The following is a 17,134-nucleotide window of genomic DNA, read 5'->3' on the forward strand; positions in this document are numbered from 1 at the left end:
AATGTACTGCACCGAAACGGCGCAAAATCCAAGTTGAGGCACAGGTGCCACGTCAAACAGGGAAGGTCAAGCATTCCTGAAAAATCAAAGATATTTTGTGAAAAAGACGGGGAGTAAGGCGGATTACTCTTCTCATGCTCATTTCCGGAAACGCAGCTGTGTTTCGGCGCAGGCCCATACCCCACAATATCAAGGATATTGAGCCCGGGAAAAAGCTTATTTAGTGGCAGGGTCATTGTAGTCTGCATAAAAGCTGGAGAGCGTACCGATGGTGATGTCCCGCCTGCCTGTTCTGAGTGATCGTCAAGGATTTGACCGCCGCTGGTATGCGCCAAGTCTGAAACGCGTCTACGCCCCTGCCTCAGCTGCAGAAGTAACAGCCGCTTGGAGAGAGGTGATTGCGTCAGGAGCAAAGGCAGGCGAACTGCAAATTACCTGTGGTCGCCACTGCTATGAGAACTTCGTCTACAATGCGGGCACAAAATACATCATCGATCTGACCGGGCTATGTGGTGTGGGCAGTGATCCAAACTACGGGTATTACATCGATGTCGGCTTTGGAAACTGGGATATGTATCGCATGTTAAACAACATGTTTGATACCACATTGCCAGCGGGCAGCTGCTATTCAGTTGGACTAGGCGGGCACATCACTGGCGGAGGGTATGGTCTCTTTTCCCGCGCATTTGGATTGACCGTTGATTACCTGTCTGCAGTGGACGTGGTGATCATGCCTCAAGGGGCTCCAACGCCTGAACTCTATGAGAAAGTTTCTCCTGTGAACCACCCGGATCTGTTCTGGGCGATCTGTGGCGGTGGTGGAGGAAACTTCGGCATTATCACCCGCTACTATTTCCAGGACACTCCGAAAGCACCGCAATATCTTTACACCACCGCGTTTTCATTTGATTGGCAGGATGAAAATGGAAACCTGCTCATCACAGAACCTGTCCTCAAGCAACTATTGGACAACTTCACCCAGTTCTCACAGGAAGGGCAGGACGGCGACAAATCCAAGTGGCCCAGCTTTGGCATATTCCATGCGAACCATCTTGCTGCTGGGAAAATGGTTTTCGCATCCTATTATTTTGATGCCCCATCACTCGGGGTTCAAGGACAGGAGTATGAGGCCTATTTGAATGACAGGATCAAAGACCAGAAGAAAACACTGGGCGAGATAACAAGACTATCAACCGAGCCGGGCCCCATAAACGGGCATCCATGGCACGGCACTGCAAAGGCTATCAGTCCTGTGAGTGCAACGGCCCAGCTTCGCCGTTTCACGTTTCTGGAAGGTGTTCAAAACACAAATGGTTCCGGTCCAAATCAGTTTGGAAAATACAAATCAGCTTACATGAAGAAAGGCTTCACTGACGACATGGTCGCCGCGCTTCATGAGCATCTGCAGAAGGTCCCGGATGGAGTGTCATTGAGCGATATGAGCCAGAGCCTGTGCCAGATTGACAGTTACGGCTGTGCTATAAATCAGGTCTCCAGCACAACAACGCCAATCGCACAACGCAGCTCAATCATGAAACTGCAATACCAAACCTATTGGGACAATGATGCGGCAATTGGACAGGATAACAAGCAGCTTGAGAAAGCCCATGTTGGCTGGATCAACGAAATGTATACTGACGTTTACGCCAAGTATGGCGGATTCCCTGATCCACGAAGCGATCCAGACGACATTGTTGACGGTTGTTATTTCAACTATCCAGATTCATGTTTGGGAGTAAATGGGGAGAACTCACCCGGCATAGATCATGCCATGTATCTCTATTTTCTGGAAAATTACGATACAGGTCCGGCAGATCGAAACCTGCGGGCAATAAAATCAAACTGGAATCCGCAAAACTGGTTTGCTAGCGCGCAGTCTATTCCTGTTAAATAAGGAATACGTGCAACATTACCACGTCACCAGGCCCGCAGACCAAACGTCATGCGGGCACCTGTCAGTCAAAGACTAGAGCAGGGCTCTTAGTAGTTGCTTACAGGGCGGTATTTGCCAGTGGCCGGATCTTCAACCAGACGCGTATATGCTGGGTCAACCGGACGCTTGCGAGCAGTTGCATAGGCAGGCTGTTTCTTGAATGCCATATTGGAAATTTCTTTCTTTACGGCTTTGTAAAGAGCATATCCACCTGCAATCAAAGCAACAGTTCCTAATACCTCAGTCATCTGCATTTTCCTTCCATCACTTATGTGAAGCATTGTTATTTCTGGCAATTTAGGCAATCCTATGGAGATTGCTTAAAGACCAAACTTTGCCCAAAGGCTTTTTTCTTCCAGGGTAGCAAGTGTAGCAGCAGGCAATGTGCCAGCAGCCTCATTCAGACCTCCCTGAAGGTTCGCACCGGGAATAAAGCGGCTAAGAAAGCGCTTTTTGGTGCCAACAAATTTCACTTTGGTTTCTTTGCCGTACCGTTCATGGATCGTGGAGTGAAGATCGCCCAGACCATCTACGAGGCCCAGATCACGCGCTTTGGCTCCAGTCCAAAACAAGCCGGAAAATAGGTTTTCGTCATCGCTCAGCACGTCACCGCGGCGGCTCTTCACCATGTCGATGAACATCTCATGGATTTCGTGCTGCAATGTTTTGAGGTGCTCAATGTCCTCTTTAACTTCCGGTGAGAACGGGTCCAGCGTGACCTTCTTGTCTCCGCTGGCATAAACACGGCGCTGGACGCCGGTTTTCTCCAGAAGCTCTGTAAAGCCAAACCCGGCAGATACGACACCGATGGATCCAACAATAGAGGACGGATCAACAATGATGTCATCACCAGCCAGTGCAATCATGTAGCCGCCAGATGCAGCAACATCTTCTACAAAAACAAGAATTTGCTTGTTGTTTTCATCAGCCAGCTGACGAATGCGTTTGAAGATGAGATGAGATTGAACCGGCGAACCGCCAGGTGAGTTGATGGACAAGGCAACAGCCGGAGCTTCTTTAAAGCTGAAAGCTATTTCTAGCGCGTCTTCAACACTGCTCAGGTTCAAACCTGATTTCAATGGAGATGCAGCACCAATAGCACCATGCAAACGGACGACGGGTACGATAGGTCTTACTTTGCCCAATTTGCCCGGAAGGTAGCTGCGCAGCTTGTTCAACAACTCAAAATTCTCCTTTGCGTCGATAACTTGTATGTCGTTGGGGTAACCAACTTCATCCAATATAGGCAGCAATCATCAGGAGAGAAGAGCTTTTGCCAAAAGAAATGGCAATTTACGCAATAAAACGCAACAGTGTGATCCTCATAACAAATCTACACCTTGAGAACTCAGAGAGCCTCATCAAAACAGTGGGGATTACTCGGTTGTTTCAAGCTCGGCACGAATCTGGAGCATGTCTCGCCAGGCATATCTTTTCTCAGCAGGACTGCGCAGAAGATAAGCAGGGTGATAAGTCGCGATCGCCTTGCGCTGAGTACCCTCGCCGCCATAGCTCAGCCATTTCCCACGCAGCTTGCGAATACCGTCACGGGCACCGCTGAGCGTCTTGGCAGAGGCCGCCCCGAGGAAAACAACAATCTCCGGATCAACCAGCTCAATCTGCCGCTGAATGAACGGACGGCAAATTTCCGTTTCATGCGGAGTAGGGGTACGGTTTCCCGGTGGACGCCATGGAACCACGTTGGCAATGTAAACCATTGACCGGTCAAGTCCGGCAGCTTTCAACATCCGGTCCAGCAGATGACCCGAACGCCCCACGAATGGCACGCCCTGAATGTCCTCTTCGCGTCCTGGAGCTTCCCCAACAAACATGATGCGTGCTTTGGAACTTCCATCCCCAAACACAAGGTTCTTTGCTGTCAGTCGCAGATTACAGCCCTCAAACCCTGCAAGGATTTTCCGTAGCTCATCAAGTGACTGCGCCGAACCTGCGGCAGTTCTGGCCGAACCAACTGTTTCCGCATTCGGAATAACAGCATTCGCGTCTGTCACCGCAGTTGGTGTAGACGTCGTAATAGCTGCTTCCTTGGCAGCGCGTTGCCGCTCCAGAATCTTCTTCGCTTCCTGCTTGGCATCTGCGGAGACGCCATTCTCGCGCAGGTTACGTGCCATTTCAGCAGGTGAAACACTGAGGTTTTTGGACTGTGATGGCGCTGGCTCTGGTGGGCTGAACGAGCTGACTGGAGCGATGTTCTGCTGCGGAGCAGGGCGGCTCTGCACCTGCTTTTCCATCTGGCTCTGAGTTTGCGCAAAGCGGTCCACTGGAGCATCTTCCAACGCACAGTCGACGCCGACGGCGCTTAAAAACTCCAGATAAGCCTCCAGCTCGGCGGCATTTGCGACAGGAACTTCAGACATAGCCATTTACTAGTTGTGGCACACAGGTCGGCACAGGCGAAAGGGAATAACTCTTTTGCAATGCACCATGGATGGGCAGCAGCCCAGTCCGCCCTATATTCATTATGAAAGCGCAACTGTCCAATAGAAAAACGAGAATGGGCTAACTCAATGGGGAACAGTGTAAAGTGGTTCACGTTAACTTGGGGAAATTACAATAATTCCTTAAGGTGTAGATAGATTTTTTGATGGGGTACCTGACGGAATGCACCTTAAAACGCATTGCGCTATAGTATCCGCTCAATTACACAGAGACTAAATAAAGTTTTGACACTTGAGGTGCTGGAAAATAATGCGCTGCCACATCATTTGACGCGAAATGAAGTGGATAAAGTGTAGAGGGAGAATAATATGTCTGAAGGGGAAACTCTGGCAGAGCGCGAATCCATGGAATTCGACGTTGTGATTGTAGGCGGTGGTCCTGCAGGTCTATCAGCGGCAATCCGGATTAAGCAGCAGGCTGCGGAGAAGGGAGAGGAAATCTCCGTCGTCGTGCTCGAAAAGGGCTCTGAAGTTGGCGCTCATATTCTGTCTGGTGCCGTGATTGATCCAATTGGCATTGATCGCCTGATCCCTAACTGGCGTGAAGACGAGAGTGCTCCGATCAAGACACCTGTCACAGCAGACCATTTCAATCTGCTCGGCCCTGCAGGTTCCCTTCGTCTGCCAAACTTCCTGATGCCGAAGCTCATGAGCAACCACGGCAATTACATTGTGTCTCTGGGCAATGTCTGTCGCTGGCTCGCAGAAAGAGCAGAAGCGCTCGGCGTGGAAATCTATCCAGGCTTCGCAGCAGCTGAAGTGCTTTACGACGATTCCGGCAAGGTGATCGGCGTTGCAACGGGTGATATGGGCGTTGCGCGTGATGGGTCTCACAAAGACGGCTACATGCGTGGTATGGCGCTGCTCGGCAAGTACACGTTGATCGCCGAAGGTGTCCGTGGCTCGCTTGCAAAGACGTTGGTAGACAAGTTTGACCTTGATCGCGACAGTGACCATCCGAAATTCGGTATTGGTATCAAAGAGTTGTGGGAAGTAGATCCATCCAAGCATAAACCGGGTCTGGTTCAGCACTCCATGGGTTGGCCGCTGGACGGTAAAACCCAGGGCGGGTCTTTCCTCTACCATCTGGAAGACAATCAGGTTGCGGTTGGGTTTGTTGTAAACCTCAACTACCAGAACCCGTATATCTCTCCATTCGACGAATTCCAGCGTTTCAAAACTCATGCGGGTGTAAAGGACGTCTTTGAAGGCGGTAAACGCATTTCGTACGGTGCACGTGCCATCTCCGAAGGGGGATATCAGTCCGTACCGAAGCTGTCTTTCCCAGGTGGACTTCTCATCGGGTGTTCCGCTGGCTTCGTCAACGTGCCGCGCATCAAAGGCTCTCACAACGCTGTTCTCTCCGGCATTCTGGCTGCAGATATGGTCGTTGACTCGCTGGGCCGTGGTGAAGCACACGAAGAGTTGGACCAGTTCGACGGCGCATGGCGCAATTCCGAAATCGGCAAGGATCTCTGGAAGGTACGCAATGTAAAACCATTGCAGACCAAGTTCGGCAGCTTGCTGGGCATGGTCTTCGGTGGCCTCGACATGTGGACCAATGAGCTGATGGGCTTCTCTTTCTTCGGCACCATGAAGCACGGCAAAACCGATGCTGCGAGCCTGAAGCCGGCGAAGGAATGCAAGAAGATCAATTACCCGAAACCAGACGGGAAGATCTCCTTCGACAAGCTGTCCTCTGTCTTCCTCTCCAACACCAACCACGAGGAAGACCAGCCGATCCATCTGAAGCTGCGCGACGAGACTTTGCAGAAGCTTTCCGAGCACGATGTCTACGCTGGTCCGTCGAACCGTTATTGTCCCGCTGGTGTGTATGAGTGGGTAGAAGAAAACGGCGAACCACCCCGCTTCCAGATCAACGCTCAAAACTGCGTTCACTGTAAGACCTGTGACATCAAAGACCCGAACGGCAACATAACCTGGACCGTTCCGGAAGGCACAGGCGGACCGAACTATCCAAACATGTAAGGTGTTGGATAAGATCAGAACAAGAAAAAGGCCCGGTCATCAGATCGGGCCATTTTTAATGGTGAATAGGTAGAAGAAAATCCTATCTTGATGATTAGCATTAAGCTCGTAAGAGAGACTAAGATGGATATTTCTTGATAAGAAGTGCCTTTTCTTTTGTCGCTGATGTGAGAATGCCTAGAGCAAAGCAGAGAAATTATGAATTACATTGTTCTCTATGTAGTGAGCATTTTAATGGCTATATTCTTTTATTTTATGTGCTCATTTGGTGCGAATATTCAGAATATTTCTAAAAAGAAAGAAGAAGATAATAAGTTATATAATTTTCTTCAGTTTTTTACGGATAAGATTTGCTATCATTTGAATATTAAGAATACTGCCACCAATAAAGCTGCAGTTAATCTCGCAATATGCGCAGCAATAATCTTGTTTGGTCGGTTTTTTATCGCAAACGTTGGGCCTCTAGTGAGCAGTTGACTTTGTAGAGGCCAAACGCTCTAACGTCTAGTCGATCTCAATATCGAGCCCAAGATCCAGAATAGGAGCTGAGTGCGTGATCCAGCCGGAGGAGATGATATCAACGCCAGCTTCCGCAATCGCCTGAATGGTCGAAAGCGTAATCGTGCCAGAGGCTTCCAGTACGGCTTGATCCTTGTTGATCTCAACCGCCTGCCTCAAAAGATCAGGCCCCATATTGTCCAGCATCACCACATCAGGTTTGGCTGTGAGGGCTTCCTTCAGCTGATCGAGTGTATCCACCTCAACCTCAATGCGCACAAGGTGTCCGGCAAAAGCGCGGGCGCTTTCAATCGCGGGGACAACACCACCTGCAACGGCGATGTGGTTGTCCTTAATCAGGATCGCATCATCCAGACCAAACCGGTGGTTCATACCGCCGCCACAGCGAACCGCATACTTCTCGAAACTACGCAGTCCCGGAGTGGTTTTTCGGGTGCAAACCACTTTTGCGTTGGTATGTGAAATTTTGCGTTGAAATGCGTTCGTAGCGCTCGCAATGCCTGAAAGATGGCTCAAAAAGTTCAGGGCCACACGCTCCGCTTCCAGCAGTGCACGAGCGGGACCGTGAATGCGGGCGATGATGGTACCCGGCTCCAATTTATCCCCGTCCTGCGCCAGCACGGTAACATCGAGAGTAGGATCAACCTGACGAAATGCGGAAAGAGCCAGATCAATGCCAGCCAGCACGCCATCCTTACGAGCCGCAATCACACCCGTGGCAACAGCATCAGCCGGAATAGTCGCTTGTGAGGTTATGTCACCTGCGCGGCCAAAGTCCTCAAGCAAAGCAGCTTTGACGGCATCATCGACCATGATCAACGAAAGCTCGGGCAATGAAGACGGACGGCTCATAGCATATCTTCCTCTTCAACAGCCTGCTGGCCAACATCGCTGGCAGCAGCCTCGTTTGCCAGCTTCTCAATTTGTGCAAGCTTCACAAAGGAGCGCTTGGCAGCCTCCGCCTTCTGCGGGAAGTCAGAACGGAAATGACCGCCACGGCTTTCTTCGCGAAGCAGAGCAGACCCTGTAATCAGCTTGGCTGCAATCACCATGTTGAGAATGGAGTCGCGGCGGCACAGCGTCTCAGCGTTCTGCAACCGTGCAAGCGTCTTTGTCAGCCCTTCTGCATCACGAACCACACCAACATGGCGGGACATGGCAGAACGAACCATGGAAACGACTGCACGTTCCTGCGGATTGCGTGTGGAGGCCTGATCATCAACATCATCGATTTCAGCCCAATGATGCACGCGGTGATGCGGCATGAGGGCCTGAATGTCTTCTGCAATGCGACCTGCAAACACAACAGCTTCAAGCAAAGAGTTGGATGCCAGACGGTTGGCACCATGTGCCCCTGTCGCCGCAACTTCACCAGCTGCCCAAAGGTTGTCGACAGAGGTCCGGCCAGAAGCATCGGTCAGCACACCACCCATGTGATAATGCGCTGCCGGAGCAACAGGGATCAGGCCATTGATCGGATCAATACCAGCCTTCTCGCAGGCTGCATAAACGCGGGTAAAGTGCTCAGGGAAGCTTGCCCCAATGGCTTCTCGGCAATCAAGGAAAGCACCACGGCCAGCCGCAAGTTCTGTATGGATCGCGCGCGCAACAATATCACGAGGGGCCAGCTCAAGATCAGGATGGATGCCATCCATAAAGCGGTGACCGTCATTGTTGATGAGGATCGCACCATCACCGCGGATTGCTTCACTTGCAAGCGGGGCTGGGTCCTGCTCAACATTGAGAGCTGTTGGGTGGAATTGAACAAACTCGGCATCAGAAACCAGCGCACCTGCACGGGCAGCCATCGCAAGGCCATGTCCGTTTGCTTCACCTGGATTGGTGGTTGTTGAATAAAGATGGCCAACACCACCGGAGGCCAGCACAACAGCTTTTGCAGGAATGGTAATGCGCTGCGTCCCACCACGGCGACGCGCAGTAATACCGGTGACATACCGGCCTTCTGCGATCAGCTGACAGCCAATGTACCCTTCGATGATGCGGATAGATGGCGTCTTGTAGGCCGCATCAACAAGCGCCTGCATAATGGCTTCACCAGCCATGTCTCCACGCACACGCACAACACGGTGGCTGGAGTGGGCAGCTTCGCGGGAAAGAGCGAGCTTGCCAGCAAGGTCTTTGTCAAAGGGTACGCCATAGCCCAGCAGATCGTGAATGCGGTCAGACGCTTCACGGGTCATGCCTTCAACAATGGCTTCTTCGCAAATGCCGTCACCTGCCGTCAGCGTATCCTGCGTGTGGGCGGAGTGGTGATCACCCTCGGCCACAGCAGCAGCAATGCCGCCTTGTGCCCATGCAGAAGAGGTGCCACCGCCAATGGGCGCGTTGGTCACAATGGTCACTGGCCGCGGCGCAAGCTTGAGCGCGCAAAACAGGCCAGCAAGGCCACCACCTAAGATAACAACATCATCCACGCCGTTCAGAGCAACAGCAGGGGCGAGAGAAGAACCGAACTGAGACATTTCAGAGATTATTCCAGACTATGGGGACCTGATCTAAAAGGCCCGCTGCCGTTAAAGGCAGCAGGGTGCACTGAAGACTTTTCAATATGCCAGCTACACGAAAGCCTCTAGTTCTTCAAGTTGATCATGCGTTCTACGGAGGCACGAGCGCGATCCGCCACACTTTCATCAACAATCACTTCACCAGACATATCGAGCAAACAGTCCAAAATTTTGGTGAGGGTGATGCGCTTCATGTGCGGGCACAGGTTGCAAGGGCGAATGTAGTTCACACCAGGTGTAGAGGAGGCAACATTGTCCGCCATGGAGCACTCGGTGATCATCATCACCTTCTCAGGGCTGTTGTCCTTCACCCAGTCAATCATATGAGATGTTGAACCAGCAAAGTCAGCTTCTGCAACAACTTCCGGCGGGCACTCAGGGTGCGCAATGATCTTCACATCAGGGTCAATGGCACGGTAGTCGCGCAGCTCTTCCGCCGTAAAGCGCTCATGCACTTCGCATGAGCCGGCATAGGTCAACACATCAACATCAGTCTGGTTGTTCACGTTGGCTGCAAGGTACTGATCAGGGATCAGCAGCACCTTGTCAGTGCCCATGGCTTCAACAACCTGAACTGCGTTGGAAGAGGTGCAGCAAATATCGCACTCAGCCTTCACATCGGCGGAGGTGTTTACATATGTGATGATCGGAACGCCCGGATTGGCTTCACGCAGCTTTCGTACATCTGCACCTGTGATGGATTCTGCAAGGGAGCAACCTGCATCCATATCGGGGATCAAAACGGTTTTTTCCGGAGACAGGATTTTGGAGGTCTCAGCCATGAAGTGCACACCGCACTGAACGATAACCTGAGATTCAGTCTTTGCAGCTTCTTTCGCCAGCTGCAGGCTGTCGCCAACAATATCAGCCACGCCGTGGAAGATATCCGGGGTCATATAATTGTGCGCCAGAATAACGGCGTCGCGCTCTTTCTTCACTTTGTTGATCGCAAAAATCAACGGAGCAAGAGCAGCCCATTCAATCGCAGGAATGAAGTCCTTTACCTTCTCATAGGCCTCAGCTGTCGCTTCTGCGATCTCAGGCGTGTAGGCAAGGTCTGGACGCTCCAAAGGGGCATACTGTTTGGGCGCTGGTGCGCCAGCTTGAACAGCAGCACTCTCAATGCCGGCAGTAATGTCATTGACAGCAAGGCTGTCTGCTTCAGCGAATGTAGTCGTGGCGGACATGCGCTATCCCTTATTCTGCCGGCCTGGAACCGGATTATACTCAATGTGAGTATAAGGGGTCTATAAAAAAACACGGCCACAATGCCGGTGCCACCCCTTATGCTCATTTTGAGTTTTTATAGACCTCTTCCCTCGCGTCGACAACCTATTCTTTTGCCGGATGCATATGATTGCTGCGTTTAAGCTCGATTTAGCCTTACTGAGTAATCACTTAATTTCCTAAATTTGCAGGGTACAAATGAGAAAAGCCCGACATTTCCGCTTAATCAGAGGAAACGCCGGGCTCACATTACTTGAGAGCAGAAAAGGGCTCTTACCTGGCCGGGACATAGCTGGATGGGTTACCATCAGCGCCCTGATTGACCATGTAGTATTGGTTTTCACCGCTGTCGAACACGAGGAAGCCATCCTGATCAGCAGGCTTGGTCTGTGTGCCCCATGGAGATTGAATGATCACTTCAGCAGCTGGGGCATAACCGATGGCAGACATGCGAACCATCTCAACGGGAACGGTCTTCAGTGCTCCCGTCAGGCCTGCGTCTTTTGCATTAAACAGCGCAAGAACTTCCGGAGCCATATCCAAACGCTTTACAAGGCGGGTGTTTTTGGCAGCGACTTCTTCCAGACCAACCATCTCGTACTTGGAGGTGAACGTCTCTTTGCCAATTATGTAAAAATCAGGGCCGGTCTTGCTCATTTGCAACGCAACCACAGAACCAACGTTCTTGGCGATGTAAGCATCATCGTAGCTGGTGGAATCTACAGAACCCAACGGGCCACGGATCGCTTCTGGCAGGTCTGCCAGTGTGTCGCCAGTAATCTTCCAGCCGAGGATTGGGCGGTCCTTGATGTAAAGCTCTTTGGCAGGTGCATGCTTTTCAATGCGTGCAGTCAGCTCAGCTTGGCTCTGCACATCGTCCTGCGCAGAAGCTGCCAAAGGTGCGCTTACAGCAAAGGCAAGCAGGCCTGCAGCGAGTGTTTTTCCGAAAGAAAATGAGTAGGTCATGGTCGGCCCCTAAATGTTGACGGGGGAATTAGGTCAGGACCCAAATCAAAGTCAAGCGACTCCGCCAGTTTCGCTAGCATTTTGAAATATATTAGTATTCTCACATATGCCTGCATTTGATCAGAGAAAGTTTTCCAGCAAAATGCCTTAGGGATAAAGACTCATTCCAATTGCTGATGGATGACCTAAGTAATTTCAATTATTGCAGAACGGAAAATTAGATTAAACCTGATTATTCCCCGCTGCTCAGCGAAAAACGGACACCATTGGTCCAGCGTCTGGCCGAAACTCTCTGCCGGATGCAGGAAAGGAAATTGCATGTCTCAAGCGACCCAGGTCGAGAACCAATCCTCTGTCCGGCGCGGCCCCAACGTCCCGCTTATAATCATCAGCGGATGTATCATCGGCATTCTCTCGTTTGGACCACGGGCAACCCTTGGATTGTTCCTGACGCCTATGTCCTCAGAGTTTGGCTGGGGCAGGGATGTGTTTGCCTTTGCGCTGGCACTTCAAAACCTCGTTTGGGGTGCTGCACAACCTTTCGCTGGGATGATGGCAGATAAATTCGGCACAGGGAGAACTCTGGTACTCGGCGCGATCATCTACGCTATCGGCCTCTATCTTATGAGCCTGTCAGACACGCCACTCTTACTGCAGGTCTCCGCAGGTGTTTTGATCGGTCTGGGTGTCGCCTTCACATCCTTCTCGCTTGTTTTGGCTGCCTTCGCGCGGTCTGTTCAGCCCCAATACCACGGCATCGCCTTTGGTATGGGCACAGCTGCCAGCTCTTTCGGCCAGTTTCTCTTTGCACCGCTGGGCCTGGGCCTGATCGAAAACTATGGCTGGTCCAGCGCGCTGATCTATATGGCTGCTGTCGTCGCCATAGTACCCCTGTTCGCTTATATCCTGCGCGGTCGTTCCGCAGCTCCAGCTGCTGGCAACTCTGCCAACCCGCAGGACAGCATGACCCTTTCTCAAACATTGAGTCTGGCCTTCAAAACCAGAGATTACATCCTGCTGGTCTTCGGCTTCTTCGTCTGTGGTTTCCACGTGGCGTTCATCACCGTGCACATGCCGACCTTCATCGTGGATCAGGGTTTTGACGTTTCCGTCGGTGCATGGGCGCTGGCTTTGATCGGCCTGTTCAACATTGTTGGCTCCATGTCCTCCGGTGTGTTGGGGTCACGCGTTCCGAAACAATACTTGCTGTCATTCATCTATATTGCCCGTGCCATCGCCATCACGCTTTACATCACACTACCAATCTCAGAGATGTCGACACTGATCTTCGCAGCCACCATGGGCATCCTGTGGCTCTCCACCGTCCCGCCAACGTCAGGGCTTGTCGCTGTCATGTTCGGCCCACGTTATATGGGAACGCTGTTCGGCATCGTGTTCTTCTCTCACCAGATCGGATCTTTCCTGGGAGTATATCTGGGCGGTGTGCTCTATGAGCGCAGCGGAAACTACGATGCTATCTGGTGGCTCGGAATCGCACTCGGCATTTTCGCAGCCATCGTGCACTGGCCAATCCGCGAACAGTCCGCCACTGCAGGGCGTCTGGTCGCCAAGCCTGCGTAAGACGCCTATTGGGTGAACTAGCTAGGTTTGTCAGTGTGTTACACCGGAATATTGCCTAGCGTTATTTTCTTGCCTTATGGCCCTCCTTCTGCCAGCTTTCATGCAACATGAATTGGCGAGAAGGATTGGCTATGAGCGAGTTTGATGCCCTCTGGATTGAAGCAGATGAAAGCGGCCGCAAGCCACTGCCTGCCAAGTGGAACAAAGTCAGTGTTGATCAGCTCTCTGCAGGAGACGTGACAGTCAAAGTCACGCACACCACCATCAACTACAAAGATGGGATGGCCCTCGCAGGCGCACCGGGCATCACCCGCAAGTTCCCGATGGTGCCGGGCATCGACGTCGTTGGCGAAGTGCTCACCAGCGAAAGCGACCGCTTCAAACCGGGCGATCAGGTCCTCCTCAACGGCTATGGTGTTGGTGAAGTCCACACCGGTGCCTACGCGCAAGTCGCCCGCTTGAAGTCCGAGTGCCTTCTGCATCGCCCGGAAGAAATCTCTGCCGCCCGCGCAGCTGCCATTGGCACCGCAGGTTACACAGCCATGCTCTGCGTTATGGCGCTGGAAAAATATGGCCTGACACCGGCCCACGGACCAATCGCAGTCTCCGGCGCATCTGGTGGTGTTGGGTCCGTTGCCATCAGCCTGCTGTCCAAACTCGGCTTCGAGACTATCGCCTTCACAGGGCGCACCGAGGAAGCTGACTTCCTCAAGAGCCTCGGTGCAACAGAAGTGCTTGATCGGGCTGAGCTGGTCGAAAAAGGCAAACCGTTCGGCAAGGAACGCTGGGCTGGGGCGGTTGATGTCGCGGGCAGTCATACACTTGCAAACCTGCTGGCACAGACCAACTACGGCGGTGCTGTTGCTGCGTGTGGTCTGGCGCAGGGCATGGACCTGCCAGCATCTGTCATGCCGTTCATTCTGCGCGGTGTAGCTCTGCTCGGCGTGGATTCCGTTATGGCGCCTATGGCCCTGCGTGAGCAGGCTTACCGCCGACTGGTGCAGGATCTCGATCTTGCCAAGCTGGACACTCTGTCTGAGACCATAAAGCTGGCAGATGTTGAAGAACGCGCTGCAAAGCTGCTCAAAGGGCAAGTACGCGGTCGTACCATCGTGGAAGTCGAGTAACGCTACAACAAGCAGGTTTAGACAAAAAGAAACCCCGCATCAGCAGTCGCCGGTGCGGGGTTTAAAATTGGAGCGGTCAGGCCACCAAATTCTTCTCACATATGAGGTCGTGGATTAGCTCCAGCCACCTCGGTAGGTCTTGTAGAAGATGTGCTTACCAATGCGCTTCTTACGCTGCATGGTCGGTGCCCAGTTCGGGCGAACATAAGTTGCATGGTAATGAGTGGAGGCATCAACAGCTGGAATGCTGACCTCACCCTTTACAATCTGCTGCGCGATCTTCTTCGCTTTGGCCCAGGGACCAGCCTCAGTCACGCGCTCTGGAATGCCATCACAAGCAAACGAGAACTGGCAGGCGTTCTTCATGCCTTTGTTCTGATAAACCACACCGCACACCGTGTTCGGATAAGCTGGGTTCTTCAGACGGTTGAGAACAACCTGCGCAACAGCAATCTGCCCGTCACGCGGTTCACTGCGTGCTTCAAAATAGATCGCCTCAGCCAGACAGCGCATTTCCTTCTTGGATTTTCTCACAGAGCTCGGCAACTGGCGCATGTACCACCAGTGCGGATTGGTCTCTGAAGTAGAGGCCAGCTCTTTGTCTGAAAGAGTTGGCTTGCCGGAAGGCGTAATCGAAACTTTAGGCTTGCTCAACAGCGCATCAAACGGTGCTTTGTTGGTTTGCGGTGTGGCTGGAGCATAAGCAGTTGCCAAAGCAATTTCGTTTTGCTTGGCGATGGAAAGGGTCGCTGGCTTAACTGTCTTCTGCGCAATTTGCTTGCGAGCTGCCAGTGCTGCACGGCGTGCCGACTTGCCGAGTGGAGACGTGTCGGCCTGCCCATTGTTGTCGGCAAGACCGGCCAGTGCATCCCCACCATAATGGCCATTGAACGCCATTTGCGGCAGCTGGGAAACAAATCGGTCGGAACTCTTCGGTTTGCCTGCATTTTGAATGAAAGCCACAACACGGCTCGGCAGAGTAGTGACGAGCATGTCACTCTTGCCGGTGCGGTTCACCGCATGGCGCTGTGGAGTTTTCTTCTCAGGAGCTACGAAGTACTTTGCAAATTTCTGGCTATCCCGTGCGGAGACAGATTGCATCCATCGCGGCGTTTCCTCGTCGAGGTTCCCGGTCAGTGCCGGAATATCCTGCAACGCTACTGGAGATGCAGCAAAGGTTCCAACTGCAAGCCCTGCAGCTAGAATAGGGTACTTAAAGTACATGAGGACAGCACGGCGTCCTGCATTCTTCTTCATCCCATGGCCCGACATACGCAATCTACTCCAAATCAACGCCCAAAAACTCAGCGTCTCTCACTCCCTGAAAAGGGAACCCCAAACTCTGAGATCGACAGGATGAAGAAGCCCGATAAAACACTCCCGCCCGTCACTTTTCCGGATGAGTGCATTTTTCGCTTTTAACCTTGATATAAAGTTAAGCCCGCCAAAACCCCAGTTATTCTGCCACAGTTCACGCCGCTGACAGCCAGCATATGGTTAATATGCAGGGACGGTACTCACCAAAAAACTAGGGCTATTTCATGTCTGGGTGGATTTTTCAGTTGGCCAAAAATCATAGGAAACAAAAGGCTTCATGCAGAAAATGACACCTGTGATATCTTGGTGTGGCTGTAGGATATCAACACAATCAAAATCTTAACAAGATTAACCATAAGGCTCCCTGCTAAATCCACAACTCCGTTTTTCCTATGAATTTTTGCCGAGAAAAAACTCAAAAAAATTGTAGATAACCTTACGTCACTTAAGGCTAAAATGTGAATCAGAGCAAGCTAACGCGCAATCCCGGGGCCGGGCGCTCTTTCAAAATGTCTCTTCTGAACCGATAAAGGGCTGCAGGACGCCCGCCCGTCGCGGTTGAAGTTCTGCCCGTCTGCTCAACCAGCTGTCCCGTTTCCACCAGACGGCGGAAGTTCTGTTTGTGAATATGCCGGCCAGAAATCGCCTCTACCGTCTGCTGCAGATCGGTCAGGGTAAACTCAGGTGGCATCAGTTCGAAGACAACGGGCCGATACTTCAGTTTTGCCCGCAACCGGGAAAGTGCCGTTGCCAGTATACGGCGGTGATCATGGGCAAGGCCCTCGCCAAGGTCTGGCAAGGTGCTGCGTTCCAGCGCAGTTGGCTGCTTATCGCGCAAGGCCTCACGCATAAGACCGGAGCCATAAAGCAACTCGTAACGGTCCAGAACGCGTTCCTCATCCCATTTCAAGGAGCCCACACCAAAGGCGAGCTGATAACGATCTTTCCGGCTCAACTCATGGTAGGTCTTGGCATCGTCATCCGGGGCCTTGCTGAAGGTCTCCATGCTGGGATGAATAATCTCTTCCAGCATCTTCGGCTGACCGCCACGCCAGTCTTCCCAGGGAAAAAAGTCATACCAGGGACGCCAGCGAGCACCTTGTCTGGCAAGCAGCCGCTCAGATTCTGGTGTCTGACGCGTCAATGCCAGATAGCCGACAGAAACCATATGCGGCTCACCAATCCGCGCCAGAGAATATCTGTCGCGGTCACCAAAGGTGTAAAGCTGTTCCACATGGCCAATATGAAGAGCGGTCTGTTCTTCAACAAACGCACGCAAACCCAGCTCAAAGGTGCGGTGTACGCGTGGGTCAAACGGGCCGGAGGGCAGGCCAGACAACTCGTCAGGCACTTTTTGCGGCACAGTCAGCACAAAGGGCACTTTGTCTTTTACGGAAACAATGACAGCACTCAGACCAATGCCAAGCTGGACAGGCTCCATGTCAGCACCGCGTTGGGCTGCATTTCCTGTTTCCACTGCATTGCTCATCA

At 52.2% G+C, this 17,134-nt stretch carries 13 protein-coding genes; 4 read left to right on the plus strand and 9 right to left on the minus strand.

Annotated features, from left to right (window positions below; all coding sequences use genetic code 11):
- The first annotated feature begins 268 nt into the window (after positions 1 to 268).
- The gene (locus tag PsAD13_RS08520; RefSeq protein ID WP_063317869.1) at positions 269 to 1,894 is read left to right on the plus strand and encodes an FAD-binding protein; all 1,626 of its coding nucleotides are present in this window, start codon (positions 269 to 271) and stop codon (positions 1,892 to 1,894) included.
- Between the two features lie 86 nt (positions 1,895 to 1,980).
- Here PsAD13_RS08520 and PsAD13_RS08525 read toward each other — a convergent pair whose 3' ends face one another.
- From PsAD13_RS08525 to PsAD13_RS08535, 3 genes are all read right to left on the minus strand, one after another.
- Positions 1,981 to 2,181 carry a hypothetical protein gene (locus PsAD13_RS08525; RefSeq protein ID WP_208860103.1) on the minus strand — a complete coding sequence of 67 codons (201 nt, stop codon included), beginning with the start codon at positions 2,179 to 2,181 and terminating at the stop codon, positions 1,981 to 1,983.
- Positions 2,182 to 2,253: 72 nt separating this feature from the next.
- On the minus strand, positions 2,254 to 3,114 hold the full coding sequence (locus tag PsAD13_RS08530; RefSeq protein WP_063293850.1) for a S49 family peptidase: 861 nt from the start codon (positions 3,112 to 3,114) through the stop codon (positions 2,254 to 2,256).
- 195 nt (positions 3,115 to 3,309) lie between these two features.
- The gene (locus PsAD13_RS08535; RefSeq protein WP_208986497.1) at positions 3,310 to 4,311 is read right to left on the minus strand and encodes a uracil-DNA glycosylase; all 1,002 of its coding nucleotides are present in this window, start codon (positions 4,309 to 4,311) and stop codon (positions 3,310 to 3,312) included.
- Positions 4,312 to 4,701: 390 nt separating this feature from the next.
- Here PsAD13_RS08535 and PsAD13_RS08540 point away from each other — a divergent pair, with 390 nt between their 5' ends.
- Positions 4,702 to 6,381, plus strand: coding sequence for an electron transfer flavoprotein-ubiquinone oxidoreductase (locus PsAD13_RS08540; RefSeq protein WP_063317871.1), 1,680 nt, complete (start codon positions 4,702 to 4,704; stop codon positions 6,379 to 6,381).
- Between the two features lie 504 nt (positions 6,382 to 6,885).
- Here PsAD13_RS08540 and nadC read toward each other — a convergent pair.
- The 4 genes from nadC to PsAD13_RS08565 all read right to left on the minus strand — a co-directional run bounded on the left by nadC (position 6,886) and on the right by PsAD13_RS08565 (position 11,618).
- Entirely contained in the window at positions 6,886 to 7,752 is an 867-nt protein-coding gene (nadC, locus tag PsAD13_RS08550) for a carboxylating nicotinate-nucleotide diphosphorylase (protein WP_063306576.1), read from the minus strand.
- On the minus strand, positions 7,749 to 9,383 hold the full coding sequence (locus PsAD13_RS08555; RefSeq protein ID WP_063317872.1) for an L-aspartate oxidase: 1,635 nt from the start codon (positions 9,381 to 9,383) through the stop codon (positions 7,749 to 7,751). The genes nadC and PsAD13_RS08555 overlap by 4 nt, the downstream gene beginning before the upstream one ends.
- Before the next feature lie 107 nt (positions 9,384 to 9,490).
- A complete protein-coding gene (gene nadA / locus PsAD13_RS08560; RefSeq protein ID WP_063317873.1) occupies positions 9,491 to 10,612 on the minus strand; it encodes a quinolinate synthase NadA in 1,122 nt (373 codons plus the stop codon).
- A gap of 313 nt (positions 10,613 to 10,925) precedes the next feature.
- Entirely contained in the window at positions 10,926 to 11,618 is a 693-nt protein-coding gene (locus PsAD13_RS08565) for a hypothetical protein (RefSeq protein ID WP_063317874.1), read from the minus strand.
- Positions 11,619 to 11,936: 318 nt separating this feature from the next.
- Here PsAD13_RS08565 and PsAD13_RS08570 point away from each other — a divergent pair, with 318 nt between their 5' ends.
- Together PsAD13_RS08570 and PsAD13_RS08575 are read left to right on the plus strand one after the other, a co-directional pair.
- Positions 11,937 to 13,199, plus strand: coding sequence for an MFS transporter (locus PsAD13_RS08570; protein ID WP_063317875.1), 1,263 nt, complete (start codon positions 11,937 to 11,939; stop codon positions 13,197 to 13,199).
- A 107-nt stretch (positions 13,200 to 13,306) separates the two neighbouring features.
- A complete protein-coding gene (locus PsAD13_RS08575) occupies positions 13,307 to 14,326 on the plus strand; it encodes an MDR family oxidoreductase (protein WP_063317876.1) in 1,020 nt (339 codons plus the stop codon).
- 114 nt (positions 14,327 to 14,440) lie between these two features.
- Here PsAD13_RS08575 and PsAD13_RS08580 read toward each other — a convergent pair whose 3' ends face one another.
- Both PsAD13_RS08580 and PsAD13_RS08585 read right to left on the minus strand, forming a co-directional pair.
- A complete protein-coding gene (locus tag PsAD13_RS08580) occupies positions 14,441 to 15,598 on the minus strand; it encodes a cell wall hydrolase (RefSeq protein WP_063317877.1) in 1,158 nt (385 codons plus the stop codon).
- Between the two features lie 508 nt (positions 15,599 to 16,106).
- The gene (locus tag PsAD13_RS08585; protein WP_084403603.1) at positions 16,107 to 17,132 is read right to left on the minus strand and encodes an NAD regulator; all 1,026 of its coding nucleotides are present in this window, start codon (positions 17,130 to 17,132) and stop codon (positions 16,107 to 16,109) included.
- Positions 17,133 to 17,134: the final 2 nt, after the last annotated feature.

This window comes from Pseudovibrio sp. Ad13 (genome assembly GCF_001623225.1).
Classification (GTDB): Bacteria; Pseudomonadota; Alphaproteobacteria; order Rhizobiales; family Stappiaceae; genus Pseudovibrio.